The 15,261-nt window shown below is 43.1% G+C and carries 15 protein-coding genes; 11 read left to right on the top strand and 4 right to left on the bottom strand.

The features are described 5' to 3' along the window. Nucleotides 1–65 precede the first annotated feature (65 nt). The 5 genes from SOO65_RS19750 (at nucleotide 66) to SOO65_RS19730 (ending at nucleotide 5,302) form a co-directional block, all read left to right on the top strand. On the top strand, nucleotides 66–1,700 hold the full coding sequence (locus SOO65_RS19750; protein WP_321394684.1) for a hypothetical protein: 1,635 nt from the start codon (nucleotides 66–68) through the stop codon (nucleotides 1,698–1,700). Nucleotides 1,701–1,817: 117 nt separating this feature from the next. Then, nucleotides 1,818–2,981, top strand: a complete 1,164-nt coding sequence (gene metK, locus SOO65_RS19745) for a methionine adenosyltransferase (RefSeq protein WP_407676976.1) — start codon at nucleotides 1,818–1,820, stop codon at nucleotides 2,979–2,981. Between the two features lie 61 nt (nucleotides 2,982–3,042). After that, a complete protein-coding gene (locus SOO65_RS19740) occupies nucleotides 3,043–3,276 on the top strand; it encodes a hypothetical protein (protein ID WP_321394681.1) in 234 nt (77 codons plus the stop codon). A 115-nt stretch (nucleotides 3,277–3,391) separates the two neighbouring features. Continuing rightward, nucleotides 3,392–4,906: a sigma-54-dependent transcriptional regulator gene (locus SOO65_RS19735; protein ID WP_321394678.1), complete on the top strand. Its 1,515-nt coding sequence runs from the start codon at nucleotides 3,392–3,394 to the stop codon at nucleotides 4,904–4,906. A gap of 105 nt (nucleotides 4,907–5,011) precedes the next feature. Next, nucleotides 5,012–5,302: a hypothetical protein gene (locus SOO65_RS19730; RefSeq protein WP_321394674.1), complete on the top strand. Its 291-nt coding sequence runs from the start codon at nucleotides 5,012–5,014 to the stop codon at nucleotides 5,300–5,302. A 246-nt stretch (nucleotides 5,303–5,548) separates the two neighbouring features. Here SOO65_RS19730 and SOO65_RS19725 read toward each other — a convergent pair whose 3' ends face one another. Genes SOO65_RS19725 through SOO65_RS19710 form a run of 4 tightly spaced genes read right to left on the bottom strand, consistent with a single transcriptional unit; the run spans nucleotide 5,549 to nucleotide 8,384 of the window. Then, nucleotides 5,549–6,397 carry an MlaD family protein gene (locus SOO65_RS19725; protein WP_321394671.1) on the bottom strand — a complete coding sequence of 283 codons (849 nt, stop codon included), beginning with the start codon at nucleotides 6,395–6,397 and terminating at the stop codon, nucleotides 5,549–5,551. Between the two features lie 8 nt (nucleotides 6,398–6,405). After that, on the bottom strand, nucleotides 6,406–7,134 hold the full coding sequence (locus SOO65_RS19720; RefSeq protein WP_321394668.1) for an ABC transporter ATP-binding protein: 729 nt from the start codon (nucleotides 7,132–7,134) through the stop codon (nucleotides 6,406–6,408). Nucleotides 7,135–7,137: 3 nt separating this feature from the next. Further along, on the bottom strand, nucleotides 7,138–7,902 hold the full coding sequence (locus SOO65_RS19715) for an MlaE family ABC transporter permease (RefSeq protein ID WP_321394664.1): 765 nt from the start codon (nucleotides 7,900–7,902) through the stop codon (nucleotides 7,138–7,140). After that, on the bottom strand, nucleotides 7,899–8,384 hold the full coding sequence (locus SOO65_RS19710) for a hypothetical protein (RefSeq protein WP_321394661.1): 486 nt from the start codon (nucleotides 8,382–8,384) through the stop codon (nucleotides 7,899–7,901). Before SOO65_RS19710 ends, SOO65_RS19715 begins: the two co-directional genes overlap by 4 nt. Before the next feature lie 211 nt (nucleotides 8,385–8,595). Between SOO65_RS19710 and SOO65_RS19705 the strand changes: the two genes are divergently transcribed. Genes SOO65_RS19705 through fliF form a run of 6 tightly spaced genes read left to right on the top strand, consistent with a single transcriptional unit; the run spans nucleotide 8,596 to nucleotide 15,254 of the window. Next, on the top strand, nucleotides 8,596–11,295 hold the full coding sequence (locus SOO65_RS19705) for a tetratricopeptide repeat protein (RefSeq protein ID WP_321394658.1): 2,700 nt from the start codon (nucleotides 8,596–8,598) through the stop codon (nucleotides 11,293–11,295). Nucleotides 11,296–11,328: 33 nt separating this feature from the next. After that, nucleotides 11,329–12,270 (top strand): sigma-54-dependent transcriptional regulator, encoded by a 942-nt coding sequence (locus tag SOO65_RS19700; RefSeq protein ID WP_321394656.1) that lies wholly within the window; start codon nucleotides 11,329–11,331, stop codon nucleotides 12,268–12,270. 31 nt (nucleotides 12,271–12,301) lie between these two features. Further along, a complete protein-coding gene (gene flgB, locus SOO65_RS19695; RefSeq protein ID WP_321394652.1) occupies nucleotides 12,302–12,709 on the top strand; it encodes a flagellar basal body rod protein FlgB in 408 nt (135 codons plus the stop codon). Between the two features lie 10 nt (nucleotides 12,710–12,719). After that, nucleotides 12,720–13,160 (top strand): flagellar basal body rod protein FlgC, encoded by a 441-nt coding sequence (flgC, locus tag SOO65_RS19690; RefSeq protein ID WP_321394650.1) that lies wholly within the window; start codon nucleotides 12,720–12,722, stop codon nucleotides 13,158–13,160. Next, nucleotides 13,160–13,522, top strand: a complete 363-nt coding sequence (gene fliE / locus SOO65_RS19685) for a flagellar hook-basal body complex protein FliE (protein WP_321394647.1) — start codon at nucleotides 13,160–13,162, stop codon at nucleotides 13,520–13,522. Before flgC ends, fliE begins: the two co-directional genes overlap by 1 nt. A 43-nt stretch (nucleotides 13,523–13,565) precedes the next feature. Beyond that, nucleotides 13,566–15,254, top strand: coding sequence for a flagellar basal-body MS-ring/collar protein FliF (fliF, locus tag SOO65_RS19680; RefSeq protein ID WP_321394644.1), 1,689 nt, complete (start codon nucleotides 13,566–13,568; stop codon nucleotides 15,252–15,254). Nucleotides 15,255–15,261 lie beyond the last annotated feature (7 nt).

Here is a 15,261-nt window from a genome sequence, read left to right as displayed (position 1 = left end):
TCTTATCATTGAGCCTTGTCTCACTTTCCTCGTGTGCAACTTCCTCAGTTAAATGGGAAGGGGACATGTCGAATCACGTGGCGACTTACATGGAGTCCTTCGATAAATTCAGGACCCGTATCTGCGTGCCAAAAGCCGAGGCGATGTTTGATCAATATCTTCTGGCCTATCGTGGACAAGGGTATTGGATTCCTGAATTAAACGATGACGTAGATGTTGAATCCATCAAGGCACTTCTTCCTCAGTTTGAGAAAAAAGTCGCTTGGATCAAAGATCAAAAAGGAAAAGTAAAGGCCTTAAAAAAGCTTCCGAATGAGGATGTCACAGCTTCTTCACGCAGACTCTTGAAGAAACTTCTCGCTTTGAAAAAAGGTGAGCTTGCCTCAGATGAGGCGAAGCGAACTGCCACTCGTAAAGAATCTTTAAAAGTATTGGGCGAACTTCTTAAGAGCTACGAAACTCTTATTAAGAAAGTCTCGTTCCTGTCTAACTTCCAGTATCCTGTTGATCATTTAAAGAACCGCAAGGTCTATGATGAATACCGTGAGAAGGAAGACACTGAGTCAGTAAAAATCGCGAACTATTCTTTCCTTTATAGAAAGTTATTAGAAGATGGTGCTTACAATAAAGACCGTACCGGTTCTGATATTTATCTTCGTACGACAATTGATACACTTCACTTCGAACTTCAGGAACATGGTTTCTATCTTTCTGAAGATGCCCGTTATGATATGGAATTTGTGCTTTCAAAAATTGAATCGGAACTAGCGAAAGGAAAGTCTCGCATAGTTGAGAGACTTGATGAGTGGGAAGATCGCACTCGCAGGGCCCTGGATTTCTATCGCTCACTTACGCTTCCTGAAAATCAAGTTCAATCAATTGCCGGAGACAAAAATTCAACTCCTAACCGTCAGCTTATTCTTCAGCACAACCGAGCTTCAGATCAGCTGAAAGAATTTGTTTATACTAAGCAGGCCGAAGTTTATAACTATTGGTTGAATCAACCTGAGCTTCCTCGTGCAATCTTCGTTCTAGAAACAATTTTATTGAACGAAGTGGGTGGAGTAGATGGTGACGACGCCCTTGAACGTCAGGACGTTGCCCGGGTGGTGATGAATCGTTTGGATAAGCCAAAATATCTTTCGATTGGAAAAAAAGAATTCATTTATCCATATCTTAAAAAAGTAACCACCGACTTCCATATCAAGAACGAGCGTTGGTTAAATGCCTTATTCAAACAAGGTGAGTTCTCTTTCACTTATTACTATATGAGTGGAGTGGCGAAAATTTTCTGTCCGGACATGGCGCCACGAGCGAAAAAGCTAAGACAACAAAACGTTGAGATCGCCCTTCAGGTTCTGAAAGAAGGGGACACCTCTTTCAAAACAACTCGCTATTTCTCCCGCGCCAGCATGATCGGCCGTATTCATATGGATTCTATTTGGGAAGATTACATCCCGTATCCAGAGCGACCGGGACTACTTGCTAAGGGGCAGGAAGAGCTACTCAAGGCCTTCAACGACGGTGATTACACCTTCCTATATTCGTTTAAAGATCCAGCTTTCGAGGTCTACCAGGTTGTGGAGATCAAAGGGCGAAACTACGCGCTCGGAGAGAAAAACGGTATAAAACTGTTTTATGACCACAGGAATCCACATTACTTCCGCTACTTTACCAAGACGGAAACCGGGTCCAGATAGTCGCCTTTTATTTAAGGCCAAAAATGTCTCAAATTCCTTTTGATAAAATGCAGCAAGCAGGGTATAAAAACGCCCATTAGATTATTATTTGTTTAGATTTTTACAGGAGCTAAGCTTATGTTGAAAGATTATATGTTCACCTCTGAATCAGTAACTGAAGGTCACCCGGATAAAATCGCTGACCAAATTTCTGATGCTGTACTTGATGCCATGCTTGCTCAAGATCCAAAGTCACGTGTTGCTTGCGAAACTCTTATCACAACTGGTCTAGTAGTAGTTGCTGGTGAAGTTACAACTGGTGCAAACGTAGACATCAATGAAACTGTTCGTAAGACAATCAAAAAGATCGGTTACGATCACTCTGATAAAGGTTTCGATGCTAACACTTGTGGCGTAACAATCGCTCTTGGTAAGCAATCTCAAGATATCGCTGTTGGTGTAAACGAAGGTGAAGGTAAGTTCCTTGACCAAGGCGCTGGTGACCAGGGTCTTATGTTCGGTTACGCGATCAACGAAACTGAATCTCTTATGCCAATGACGATCGATCTTTCGCACAAGCTTGCGAAACGTCTTTCTGAAATCCGTCACAACGGAACTTTCCCACTTCTTCGCGCTGACGGTAAAACACAAGTTACTGCTCAATACGAGAACGGAAAACTTTCTCGTCTAGATGCTATCGTAGTTTCTACTCAACACGCTGAAGAGCTTACTCAGAAGCAAATTGAAGAAGCTATCATGGAAGAAGTTATCAAGAAGACTGTTCCTGCGAACCTAATCGACAAGAACACTAAATACTTCATCAACCCAACTGGCCGTTTCGTAATCGGTGGACCAACTGGTGACTGTGGTCTTACAGGTCGTAAAATCATCGTAGATACTTACGGTGGTCACGGTGCTCACGGCGGTGGTGCTTTCTCTGGTAAAGATCCTTCTAAAGTAGACCGTTCAGCTGCATATGCTGCTCGTCACATTGCTAAGAACGTAGTTGCTGCTGGTCTTGCTGATAAAGCTCTAGTTCAAGTTGCCTACGCAATTGGTGTTGCTAAGCCGATGTCTCTTCTAATCGATACTTTCGGTACTTCGAAAGTTGATGAGAAGAAACTAACTGCTGCAATCAACGAGCTATTCGATATGCGTCCTAAGGCGATCATTCAGCGCCTAGACCTTCTTCGTCCAATCTACTCTGAGACAGCTGCTTACGGTCACTTCGGCCGTACATCGAAAGATGGCTTCACTTGGGAGCGTCTGGATATGGTTGATGCTCTTAAAGGTTTCTTCTAGTATTTAAAAATCAAGGCCACCTCCGGGTGGCTTTTTTTTTGCCTTCGATTACAATAGTTCCATGCAAGAGATCTATTTCCTCGCTCGCCATACGCCGTTCTGGGCAGTTCCACTTATCGTTTTAGGTGGAGAGTTCGCTTATTTGTTCTGGCTAAAAAAGAAAAAGAGCTCGGCCATTCTTTGTTTAATCTTCGCTTTTGTTGGATTGATGGCCTGTTCTTTTTATGTTTGGGCCGGAGGTCCGCAGAAGTCCGTGAAGTTCATCAAAACAATGCACCGCAATCACTTCCAATAATAGTCTTACATTTGACACCCCCTAAATAACGCTTTGTAATCATTAATTATTGATGGGGTCTAGAAATTGACACCCGCACTCGGACAATTGTAAATTTGTGTCTTCCGGAGGATCTATGGACGATATGAATTTCCTGCATCAAAGTTTTGATGGATCAAGTGTCATGAATTTCCCGCCCATCATCATCGTTGAAGACGATAAGCTTCTGGGACTCTCACTTAAAAAATACCTCGAGCAAACTCTCAAATTGAACGTGCAGTTGTATTCAAGCTCAGAAGACTGCCTAATGAACTTTGCTAAGTTCCACCCGAAAGAAAACCCTTTCTGTCTTGTGACAGATATCAGCCTTGAGCAGGGTTCTGACGGTCTACTCTTAATCGATATCCTGAAGGACAAAGGTTTTGAGTTCGTATCAATCGTCATGACTGGTTTTGCGAGCATTGAAACTGCCATCGCAGCGACTAAGAAAGGTGTTTTCCACTATCTTACGAAGCCATTCGAAATTGAGAACTTGAAGAAGCTGGTAATCCAGGCCCTTCAGACGAAGCTATCAACTGTTCTTCCGCGCGAGATCGTGTCTGAAGGCGAGGGTGTATTCGCAGCTGGAGATCGTAACAAAGCGACTTCTAGGCTTAAAATTGATCGTCCTACAGTGGAAGATACTTTCGAGGGCATGATTGGTCGCTCGAAGGCCATGCGTGATGTATTCGATCGTATTCAAAAAGTAGCGAAAACAGATTCTACCATCCTTATCATGGGTCCATCTGGGACAGGTAAGGAGCTTGTTGCTTCTGCTATCCATAAACTATCAAGCCGTAATCTTAAAAACCGCGTTTCTGTAAACTGTGGTGCGATTCCTGCTGAACTTCTTGAGAGTGAACTTTTTGGTCACATGAAAGGTGCCTTCACTGGTGCTATTTCAAATCGCAAAGGTCGCTTCGAGCTTGCTCAAAACGGCACCATCTTCCTGGATGAAATTGGTGATATGCCACAGCTTCTCCAGGTGAAACTTCTTCGCGTTCTTCAAGAGCGTCAGATTGAGCCGGTTGGTTCTTCTGAAAACATCGATATCGATGTGCGCGTGATTGCGGCAACTCACCGTGATCTTGAGAAGGCAGTTGCAGAAGGTAAGTTCCGCGAAGATCTGTTCTATCGCTTGAATGTTATTCCTATTAAAATGCCTGCGCTTAAAGAGCGTAGAGAAGATATTCCTCTTCTTATCTCGCACTTCCTGGATCGTTTTGTTTCAGCTGACCGTTCGAACGAAATCAGTTTTGCTCCATTAACGATGGATCTATTGATGGGTTATGACTGGCCAGGAAACGTTCGTGAACTAGAGAACGTGATCGAACGTCTGGTCATTCTTCGTGGTGGTAACGAGATTCTTCCTGAAGATCTTCCAGCGAAAATCTTCCGTTCGAATCCACTTGCTACTCACCAGTACAAGACATTGTTTGAACTTCCAGAAATCGGCGTGGATCTGAAGCAGATTCTTTCTGATATTGAAGACTCACTTATCATGCAGGCGATGAATCGCACTCGCGGAAATAAGAATCAGGCATCGAAGCTTCTTGCTCTGAACAGAACAACACTGATCGAGAAAATGAAAAAGAAGAACTTGGAATTGTAATCAAAAGGGCCCACAACGTTGGGCCCTTTTTTTATGGTGTCAAATTGCACTTTTGACAAAGATTCTTTGAAACGATTATTTTCGGCGCTTCAAAGGAGTTCCCGTATGCAAATTATTTTCCTTCTTTTCACTCTCACAATGTCTCTGTCTTCATTTGCCGAAGTTCCTGTGATCGAATCAAAGCAAGTGACATGCCAGGAATTAAAAGAAACTCTCGCTAACTATGGGACGATTAAGGTTCGCAGCAGATTTCTTCGTCTGACAAATGTAAGACAAGTCAGTTCATCGGTTGATTGTCCTCCGGGTAAGCATGAAGATGTTGGCGTTTTTAGAACCATCGACAGACGTCAATGTCAGGTAGGTGTCTATTGTGTAAGAACTCACGATCATAATTAATGATTTTGGTCTCCGGGGCCTTAGTGGCCCCGGCTTTTCTGTAAGAAGTTACTTGTAAACCTTCCATTCTCAAATCAATCTTACAAACTCCATATCTAAGTTTCGTGGTCAAAAAGCACCTTTGACGGAAGTGTTTCCGCTTCGATAGCCTTGAAGCACACCTGGAGAATTTAGTATGAATTCTGTTTTATGGGTGAGCTTTATTATGCTCAGCCTTTTAGTTTTGGGCGTGAAGTATATTTCCTTCTAATTGTAAGGAACTTGCTTACGCTCAGAATTTTTGATCGACTCGCGGATGAAGTACTTAATGACTTTGTTTCTTTGCGCTCCACCAAGAAGCGCTCTGAGATCGTCATGCACACTTTCATCGTAGATGAGAGAGTTAACAGTGCCTGGGCCCTTTTCCACGCGATCCAGGATGCGTGAAAGTGATGCCGTAGATTTATTGATGTTACCCATGCTCGCATTCACATTCGTAACCATCTGACCCATTTTTGCGTCTTTTAGGTCTCTAGTAACGGTTTCCAAATTGTGTGAGGCGCGGTTAAGCGTCTTCATGGTGTCGACAATTGTTTCGCCCTCGCCAAGCTTTTCCAGAATATGATCAAGCTTCGTCATGATCTTAGCGGTGGTGTTTGCGATGGTTTCACCTTTATTCAGAATTTTTTTAATATCTGTCATGTCCTCCGAAATAAGAACGTCTTTTTCCGGATCAAACTTAGGTGCTTCCTTTGTGCCGTTGTAAATTTCAACGTATTTATCACCCACAAGACCGGCAGTTGAAATAGAGATCTTAGAATCTTTTTTAATCCACTGAGCTTCACGATCAAGGATCGTCATTACAATTTCAACTTCATCTTCAGATACGATATTGATACTGCTTACAGTACCAATGCGAATACCCTTGAGTTCAACGTATGAACCTTGCTTAAGAGCAGACACGTTACCTACCAAGGCACGAATATCGACTTTCTTATCAAAGACCGAGTTTTCTTTCCCGATACTCATAATCATGATCATCAAGACCACCGTAAGTCCCGCAATGAAGAGACCGACTTTAACCAGGTTTGATTGATCTTTTTTTCTTACTCTCATAAATTCCTCTAATCAGTGATTAAGAAGCTTTGAACAAAGGGATCTTTGCTGTTCTCAAATTCTTCCAGGGTACCTTCAAAGCCAATAACACCGTCTTTCAAAATAAGAATGCGGTCGCAGATCTTCTTGGCCACGGGAATATCGTGAGTCACGAGAATTCCAGAGACCTTTTTCGCTTTAAAGCGATTGATAACTTCCATCACCATTTCAACATTTACCGGATCCAGACCTGCAGTAGGTTCATCATATAGAATCATTTCCGGATTAAGCACCATGGCGCGGGCCAGACCCACACGCTTCTGCATTCCTCCGGAAAGATCCGAAGGCATGAGTTCAATGGCATCTTTCATATTCACAATCTCGAGGATGTCTTCCACCTTTTTGTGGATTTCCTCTTCGGAAAGTTTTGTGTGTTCAAATAAAGGATAGGCGATGTTTTCAAAGACTGAAATTGAGTCAAACAATGCACCTGATTGAAAGGCGTAAGAGATTTTGGTGCGTACTGGGAAAAGTTGTTTCTCAGTCAGTTGATCAATTCTTTTACCGTGAAAGAAAATTTCGCCGTCATCAATTGGATCAAGACCGATGATCGATCTCAAAAGTACTGACTTTCCGGTTCCGGAATTTCCAAGTAGGGCAATGGTCTCACCCGACTTCATACAAAAAGAGACATCGCGATGAACAACTTTTTCATCGAAACTCTTTTTTAAATGTCTCACTTCCAGAATCGAGCTCATTAATTATCCAAATAAAAGTAAGAGCATCTTACTTAAAAAGAAATCTGATATAAGGATGATAATAGAGGCGCGCACTACCACCCACGTTGCTGCTGTTCCTACGCCGCGAGTTCCTTCCTTAGTTTGAAACCCTCGGTAACAAGCGATGATGGAAATCACGATCGCAAAAAATGCACATTTAATCATTCCACCAAAAACATCCATAAAGTTAATGGTGTTTAATACTTTATTAACGTAAAACCCGATCGGCATGTTGAATTCAAGATAGGCGATGGCAAGACCACCGATAATCCCCATGAATCCACTGAGAACTGTGAGAAGAGGAAGCGAAATGACCGTCGCTACAACTCGGGGAACCACTAATACGCGAATGGGATTCGTTCCGAGTGCGCGGATAGCATCCACTTGTTGAGTCACATTCATTGCCCCAATCTCAGCACTGATACCCGAACCAATTCGTCCGGCGACCAGAAGTGAAGTGAAGATGGGAGCGAGCTCACGAAAGATAGAAAGAGAAACAATCGCCGGAACATAAAGCGTTCCACCAAATTTCTCCAGACCGTAACCAAACTGGAGAGTCATCACCAGACCAGTCACAACTCCGATCACAATAGTAATAGATAATGAGCCAATGCCGAGTTGAACAATCTGCTCAAAAAGTCTTCCCCAATAAAAGGGAGCGGAGAAAGTGGCCTGAAAAGTACTCTTTGTGAGCATCGCCACGTCACCGATTGTCTGGAAATGATGTTTCAGACCTTGTCCAATCATCTAAACACCACTGAGTCGAGAAAGTCCTTAAAGGCAGTATCAGTATTCTTCACAGTGTCGAATGGATCAATCGAGACGAAATCAAAGTAACAATTATTCCTGCGAGTATTAAGAAGTCTAAGATACACTTTTACTCCATCTACCAAACCCTGGCCTTCCAGGCGATAGGCCTCTCGATGTTGAAATGTCGTATACTCACTCACAGTGGATTTAAATTCTTTCACTGTATTGAAAGTTTTCCCAGCAAGCTTCTCTAATGGCAGATCTTGAAACTCTTCACAGAAACTATTCGAAAGAAGAATTCTTCCATCGTTAGCATTTTCAAAAATAAAATCCGAGCGCTCATCTTTTTTGTATACCCACGATGGAGCACCAAAATGAACTGAGTATAAAGAACCCTTTGCTGTTTTGGGTCCATCGTTGCCACCACCTATAAATAGGGAACAACTTGTAAGGAATAAAAGAACAATCCACTGCCGCATAACCAAACCATTTTCAGCGGGTAATAATGTGAATATTTTAAGTTATTGTTATCTCTCTGCAAATGAAGATTGTGTCAAAGAGTCGGCGGCTATTTTTGCCGGTAGGAAAAATTTGTCTTTTCCAAAATCAAAAGCACGCTACAATGAACACAGTAGGTAAAAAAGGCCACATGGATGTTGGTCTGCCTAGTAAAGACAGGAAGTCTTCACGATGAACAAGTTTTCGGCCCGTTTAACGACTCTATTTGTAGCCAGCGCACTGGCCGCATCTTCAGTTTTAGCCGACGTCATTGATCAAGAAACATTTAAAACGCACTTGCGTTGGAACCTTATGGTGCCACGTGACCAGTTTTATATCGTGAAGCGTGATCAGACCCTCTACATTGAAACAGTGAATCTTCAAATGTTCGAAACATTGGCCGGAGATATCGCTAAGCTCAAAACAAACGGCCAGTACATCGAGTCTATTAATTACTCGAAAGATAATTTCCCTGCCAAACCTGCTACTGTCGCCATCAAACTTAAAGATCCATCTGTTGAATTGTTCTCTTTTTACAGAGACGCTGACAAAAAATACATTTTGGATTTCTGGATCAATGCTGATCTTGTTTCTGAGAAGAACGCGGGCTTTAAAAAACCGCTTCCTGTTCCAGTGGAAGAGAAAGCTCCAGTAGTTGTGGCAAAGAAAGCAGTAACTGCTCCTCCAAAGAATGCTCTATTAAATAGAAAGAGCCCCATCCTTCCAGTAGTGGAAGTGACGAAAGCGGCAGTGGCAGAGAAGACCATCAATCCTGAGTATCGTGATTTCAGATATGGTGCGAGTTTCATTTGGGACTATAACCCAATGATCCCTCAGTTAGAGAAAGACATTAATCTTGCCTCTAAGATTCCGGATGCTCTATTTCCGATTCAAGATCGATCAAATCTTGATGATGCGAAAGAGGCCCACTTACAGCTAACGATTAATTTCTATCGTGAAGAGAAGTGGGGACTTATGAATAAGTCCATCACGCTTTATGAGAAGAAGTACGGTAGAGATTCTAATCACGTATTTAATGAGTACTTAAAGGCCAATGCGCTTTTGAGAGGGAATCTTGCGAAACCTAATCGCGGAATCACTCAATCTGCCATGGTGCTTTTAACGAACATCAAAGATTTGACTGATAATTATGAAATGAAGTCGGCGATTCTTCGCTACCTCATTCAGTATAATGTGGATCAAAAAGACCATGTGAAGACCCTGGAGCTTGCGAAGCAACTTTTCGTAGAGGCCCGCGGTGAGTTTGATCAGACCATGGTGATTCAGTCTGCCCTTACTATTCTTCACGCTCTGAGTGAGTTAAAACAGGTCGATAAAATCGAAGAGTTCTTAAGTGATAAGAAACTTGCGAGCATCCTGCCTCCTCAGATGGGAATGGCCTATACATCTTTCGCTCTTCTTTCAAAAGGGGAGACCAAAGAGATCATCAAGCGTTACAAGACGGTTGAAAAATCTCTCGTGAAACCAGTTCATCCAGCGATCCTTTATAACCTTGCTGAAAGTTATTATCGTGAGGCCCAATACGAATCTTCGATTAAGGCCTATGATGAGTTCCTTGCTACTTACTCTTATCTATTACAATCTCCTTACGCCCGTCTAAGACTGGCCCTTGAATACGAACTTTTAGATCGACCAGCTGCTGAGAATTTAGTGCTGTATAAAAATGCGATTGATCGTTCAACCTCAGCGGAAATCAGATACGAAGCAAAACTTCGTTATGTGGCCTTCAGACTTGCCCGGAAGCTTAAACCAACTGAATCCGATAAAGAGACAGAGGTTTTTCTAGAACAATCTCCGGATGAGAGCAAAGCGCTTAATCCGAATCTAAAAAAACTTCTGTGGTTGGTTCGTCTGCGTTTATTCATTGCTAATAAAGAATACGATAAGGCCCTTTCATATCTAACATCTGTTCCTCTGGATGCACTTAAGCCGGCAGAGAGAAGAGTGTTCGAAGGTGACGGAGCTGAGATCGTGTATGGTCTGATCCAGGAAGCTTATCTGAAAGAAGACTACTCTAAGGTCGTGAAGATCTGGGAAGTTTACAAAGATAAGTATGAGACCAAAGTTGCGAAGAACCTTTATATGAACTTCGTGGTGTGTGATGCTTTTATCAAGCTTGGATTATATAAGAGCTACGATCGCGCACTTGCTAGTTTCAAAAATGTTCTGAGCGAAGAGGCCCGTACATTCCCAATCTGGATTGACCGTACGAAGTCGATAAATCTTTCTCAGATGATCGAAGAACTAAACCTTATCCGCTTGGTGGCGGATGCAAATTGGACCGAAGCTGGAGCTAAGTTGACCTCCTATCCAGTGTCACTTAGGGACTCTCTGAACTATCCTTTTTACCAGGGGATGATCCATTTTAATCAAAAGAACTACTCTGAAGCAGTGGTGGAGTTTGAGAAAGTGCTGGTTAAACAGAACCCTCAAAACCAGCTTACCCCTCGCCAAACTGCTGACCTTTTAATGGGTTACGTAGAGTCCCTCTATCAGTTAAGAGACCAGGATCGCTTTAAAACTGTGGTTAAAGCTTTAAGCGATGATATCGGACGATCGAAGTCGGCACCGATCTTGAATATCTCCGAGCGGATCAACTACCTCCTCATCGAGTCGTATGCAGGGGAGTCGAATCCAGAGTGGAAGGAGCTCGAGACGATGACGAAAACATTCCGAGAAAAATTTGTAAAATCTCCTTACAACTCACGTGTTGGGTATCTTTATGGGCTATCATTGATAAAGAATGCCAAAGTGCCAGAAGGGCGTGAGGTATTGAGTCTCTTAACGAATGATAAGAATGTTCCTTCTCATATAAAAGAAATGTGTAGAAGTGAATTGGCGACACTAGAACTGACAGAAAAAAAATTATAGGTAAAACCAAACTAACAACGGACAGGAGGTCTAATGTTATCTCAAGGTTTAGTACTCGTAGGCAATCACCCAAAATTCAACAATGCGCTTGAGACGGCCCGTAACGTGGCAGTTACCAAGACTCCAGTCCTGATCTCTGGTGAGATTGGTTCAGGTAAAAAAGCATTGGGTGCTTACATTCATTCAAATTCAGCGAGAAAAAATGCTCGTCTTGAAATTGTTGATTGCAGCTTCGATTCGCAGACAGTAGAAAAAATCGTACTAGGCTTCCGTGACGATGAAACTGGTCGTTTCAATCGTGGAGTACTAGAAGTTGCCAATGGCGGTACGGTAATTTTTGCCAACATTGATGCACTGGATGAAAATTTCCAGAAACGCCTATATACTATCCTTCAAGAACTACCAGACTATGAGTTAGACGTTCGTATTCTTGCTACTACTTCGAAAAATCTTTCTAAGCTAGTTGGTGCAGGAAAGTTCTCACGCGCTTTATATACTTACTTCAGCGGTGTTTCGATCGATATGATCGCACTACGTGAAAGAGGAACAGACGTGGAATTGATCGCTCGTCACTTTATCGAAGAATACGCAGCTGAAACAGAAGCTGGCGATATTTCACTTTGCTCAGAAGCCGCTCGCAAGCTTTCTGACTACTCTTGGAACCAAAACCTTTCTGAACTTAAGACTTTCATCCGTAAGACTCTTTCCAACATGGATGGTTCAACTCTTGATGTTCAAGCTATTGAGAACGGTGAGCGTAAAGTTGAATTCACAGCATCTGAGACTGATGAAGACGGCATGAAACTTATGTCTCTAAAAGACGCTGAAAAGCTTCTGATCAAAAAGGCCCTTGTTTTCACATCTGAGAACAGAACACAGGCCGCTAAGATCCTTGGCGTTTCAATCCGTACTCTAAGAAATAAAATTAATGAGTACAGATCAGAAGGCGCTAGCTACTTCGTTAACCTAAGATAAGAACTAAGTTTAAATTGTTGAGGCCATCACAATGGATGTGAATGACAAAACATTAAAAGCACTTACCACGGCGTTGAATTTCCGTGAGATGAGACAAGAACTCATTTCATCCAACGTCGCGAACGCCAACACTCCGGGCTACAAGGCCAAGAAGATGGATTTCGAAGAAGCGTTGGCACGTGCTTTGGATGTGGACGGTCAGATGCAGATGAATGTCAAAGATGAGCGACATCATACTGTAGGCAACGGTGGCTTCAATAATTTAGAGCCTGAAATTTATGATGATCCAAATGGGGTCGTCTCAGAGAACGGGAACACCGTGGACGTCGAGGCCGAAATGGCAAAGATGGCAGAGAACAAACTCATGTACGATGCTCTCGTTCAACTGATTAACAAGAAGATGGGTATCATGAAATACGCCATCAACTCTGACAAGTAAGGTGATTTAAATGGATCTACTTTCGAGTTTAAGAATTAGTTCCAGCGGTCTGGCCGCTCAACGTAAGAGAATGGAGGCCCATTCTTCTAACATTGCCAACGCTCAAACCACCAGGACTGCCGAAGGCGGTCCTTACCGTCGTAAAGAAGTTGTGTTCGGTTCAGAACCGGCACGTGAGACCTTTTCAGAAATCCTGGAAGGGGAATTATCAGAGAACGCTCAGACGGTTCACGCCACTGAGGTCGTTCACTCAGACAAAGTTGTTTATAAGCACGATCCATCACACCCGGATGCAAACTCTGAGGGATACGTGGCAATGCCGGACATCAACCCGATGGTTGAGATGGCGAATATGATCGAAGCTCAAAGAGCTTATGAATCAAACGTTACTGCTCTTAACGTAACAAAGCAGATGGCGACGAAGACCTTAGAAATCGGAAGAGGTAACTAATGGCCATTAAGGATATTGGTTCTTTCCAACAAACTCTTGGTACGGGCGATGCTCGTGGTTGGAGCCGCAAGGTTGATAACGATTTCGGGTCGAATTTTGATATTAAGACCCCAGGACTTGAAGGCGGAAACGTTGAGAATGGTAAAACATTCGGCGAATTTCTTCAGGACTCAATTGGCAAGGTAAATGCATTACAACATGACGCTAACATCCAGATGGAAAAGTTAGCGAGTGGTGAGAGCCAGAACTTGCACGAAACGTTACTGGCGGTAGAGAAAGCTGAGATCGCTTTCAAGACAATGAACCAGGTGAGATCTAAAGTGCTAGATGCTTACCGTGAAATTATGAAGATGCAGATCTGATCAATAGGATGTTGATCGGTATACATAGAATCAGGAGGATTCTTTGAACAATTTCTTCTCACAAACAGTGCAGAACTTCGTCGATTTCTTTAAGTCGTTAGATATGACAAGAAGAATCGGTCTAATCGCTGTGGCAGGGCTCCTCCTTGCTTCAATGACTGGGATTGTTGTTTGGTCTAGTAAAACAGACTATAAAGTTCTTTATACTGATCTAACGAAAGACGATTCAGCTGTCATCGCGAGAATGTTAGAAGAAGGGAAGATCAACTATCAGGTGGCCGACGATGGTAAGACCATTAAAGTTCCTGAGGACCAGGTTGAAATCTGGCGTCTAGAGATCGCGAAGAAAGGTGTTAACTTTACAGGTACAGTTGGCTACGAAGTTTTCGATAAGCAAGCTTTTGGTACAACTTCATTCGTTCAAAAAATCAATAAACAGCGTGCTCTTGAAGGTGAATTGGTTAAGACCATCATGCACATCAAAGGTGTAACACGCGCTCGTATTCACTTATCAATCCCGGAGCATTCTCCGTTCGTATCTGAAAGAAAGCCACCTAGTGCATCTGTTGTTCTGGATGTAGAGCGTGGGGTAACGATGACTGGAGACGAGATTAAAGGAATCCAGTCTCTTGTTAGTTCTTCAGTGGATGGCATGCGTTCACACAACGTTGTGGTCATTGATTCTCGCGGTAAAAAGCTTTCTGAGAACGATGGCGATAACATGTCGACAGAGACCGCTAACCGCATCGCTCTTGAGACAAAACTAAACTCACAATATGAAAAGAAAGTGGAAGAAATTCTTTCACGTGTAATCGGTGAAGGTAAAGTGATCGCGAAAGTTGCGATCAAGATGGACTTCACTGAGAAAGTTGAAACTCAGACAACTTATGATTCAGAAAACGCTGCGGTGGTTTCTGAAGTTCGTAACGAGCAGAAGATGGTAGGGGTCCGTCCTTCTCCACAAGGTATTCCAGGTGCTCGTTCAAACCTTCCAGGTGAAGCTCCTCAGCCGGGCATCCCTGAGACACGCAACGATGTTGATAAGTCCCTTGTGACTCGTAATATGGCGGTCCCAACGATCGTTACGAAGTCTAAGAAGCCGACTGCTGAGATCTCGAATATGTCAGTGGCGGTAATGGTTGATGGTAAGAAGGTTCCGGTCATGGCCAAAGACGGAACGCCAATGGTGAATGAAGACGGTATTCCGGTGACTAAATATCAGGCATGGACTGAGGAAGAGCTTCAAAACTTCCAGGCGATCGTAGGGTCGGCCCTTGGTATTAACCAGACTCGTGGTGACAAGCTAGTTATCAAGAACATGGAATTTGCCAAAGAAGATTTGTCTGAAATGGAAGCCATCATGAGAGCACGTGAGAACCGTGAGCTTATGAAAAATATCACCAAGTACTTAATGATCGGTGCTATCATTTCATTATTCTTCTTCATGGTTGTTCGTCCTTTCATCCAGTGGCTTACAGAGAACTCTGTTGAGTCGATTGAGGACTTCCTTCCTAAGACGATTGAGGAGTTGGAGAAGATTCAGGCCAATCAACGCCTGCCAGGTTTAGAGGATGTGTTGCCTTCGATTGAAGACAAGCTCAACCCGGAAAAGATTGAAGGGAACATGCTCCGTGAGAAGATCATCTCTCTGGTTGAGCAGAACCCAGGAAAAGCAGCTCAGGTGGTGCATGAAATGATCCACGCTGCAGATACGAATAAAGAAATCGCGTAAGGAGTAC

It is taken from the genome of Peredibacter starrii, assembly GCF_034259205.1.
In the GTDB taxonomy this organism is placed as follows: domain Bacteria; phylum Bdellovibrionota; class Bacteriovoracia; order Bacteriovoracales; family Bacteriovoracaceae; genus Peredibacter; species Peredibacter starrii.
The sequence above is the reverse complement of the archived record's forward strand: the minus strand, read 5'-3'. Positions and strand labels throughout refer to the sequence as shown.

What these genes read in the sequence shown, in the direction of transcription:
- SOO65_RS19750 (WP_321394684.1), top strand. Translation starts at nt 66, where the DNA reads ATGTCGAATCACGTGGCGACTTACATGGAGTCCTTCGATAAATTCAGG.
- metK (WP_407676976.1), top strand. Translation starts at nt 1,818, where the DNA reads ATGTTGAAAGATTATATGTTCACCTCTGAATCAGTAACTGAAGGTCAC.
- SOO65_RS19740 (WP_321394681.1), top strand. Translation starts at nt 3,043, where the DNA reads ATGCAAGAGATCTATTTCCTCGCTCGCCATACGCCGTTCTGGGCAGTT.
- SOO65_RS19735 (WP_321394678.1), top strand. Translation starts at nt 3,392, where the DNA reads ATGGACGATATGAATTTCCTGCATCAAAGTTTTGATGGATCAAGTGTC.
- SOO65_RS19730 (WP_321394674.1), top strand. Translation starts at nt 5,012, where the DNA reads ATGCAAATTATTTTCCTTCTTTTCACTCTCACAATGTCTCTGTCTTCA.
- SOO65_RS19725 (WP_321394671.1), bottom strand. Translation starts at nt 6,397, where the DNA reads ATGAGAGTAAGAAAAAAAGATCAATCAAACCTGGTTAAAGTCGGTCTC.
- SOO65_RS19720 (WP_321394668.1), bottom strand. Translation starts at nt 7,134, where the DNA reads ATGAGCTCGATTCTGGAAGTGAGACATTTAAAAAAGAGTTTCGATGAA.
- SOO65_RS19715 (WP_321394664.1), bottom strand. Translation starts at nt 7,902, where the DNA reads ATGATTGGACAAGGTCTGAAACATCATTTCCAGACAATCGGTGACGTG.
- SOO65_RS19710 (WP_321394661.1), bottom strand. Translation starts at nt 8,384, where the DNA reads ATGCGGCAGTGGATTGTTCTTTTATTCCTTACAAGTTGTTCCCTATTT.
- SOO65_RS19705 (WP_321394658.1), top strand. Translation starts at nt 8,596, where the DNA reads ATGAACAAGTTTTCGGCCCGTTTAACGACTCTATTTGTAGCCAGCGCA.
- SOO65_RS19700 (WP_321394656.1), top strand. Translation starts at nt 11,329, where the DNA reads ATGTTATCTCAAGGTTTAGTACTCGTAGGCAATCACCCAAAATTCAAC.
- flgB (WP_321394652.1), top strand. Translation starts at nt 12,302, where the DNA reads ATGGATGTGAATGACAAAACATTAAAAGCACTTACCACGGCGTTGAAT.
- flgC (WP_321394650.1), top strand. Translation starts at nt 12,720, where the DNA reads ATGGATCTACTTTCGAGTTTAAGAATTAGTTCCAGCGGTCTGGCCGCT.
- fliE (WP_321394647.1), top strand. Translation starts at nt 13,160, where the DNA reads ATGGCCATTAAGGATATTGGTTCTTTCCAACAAACTCTTGGTACGGGC.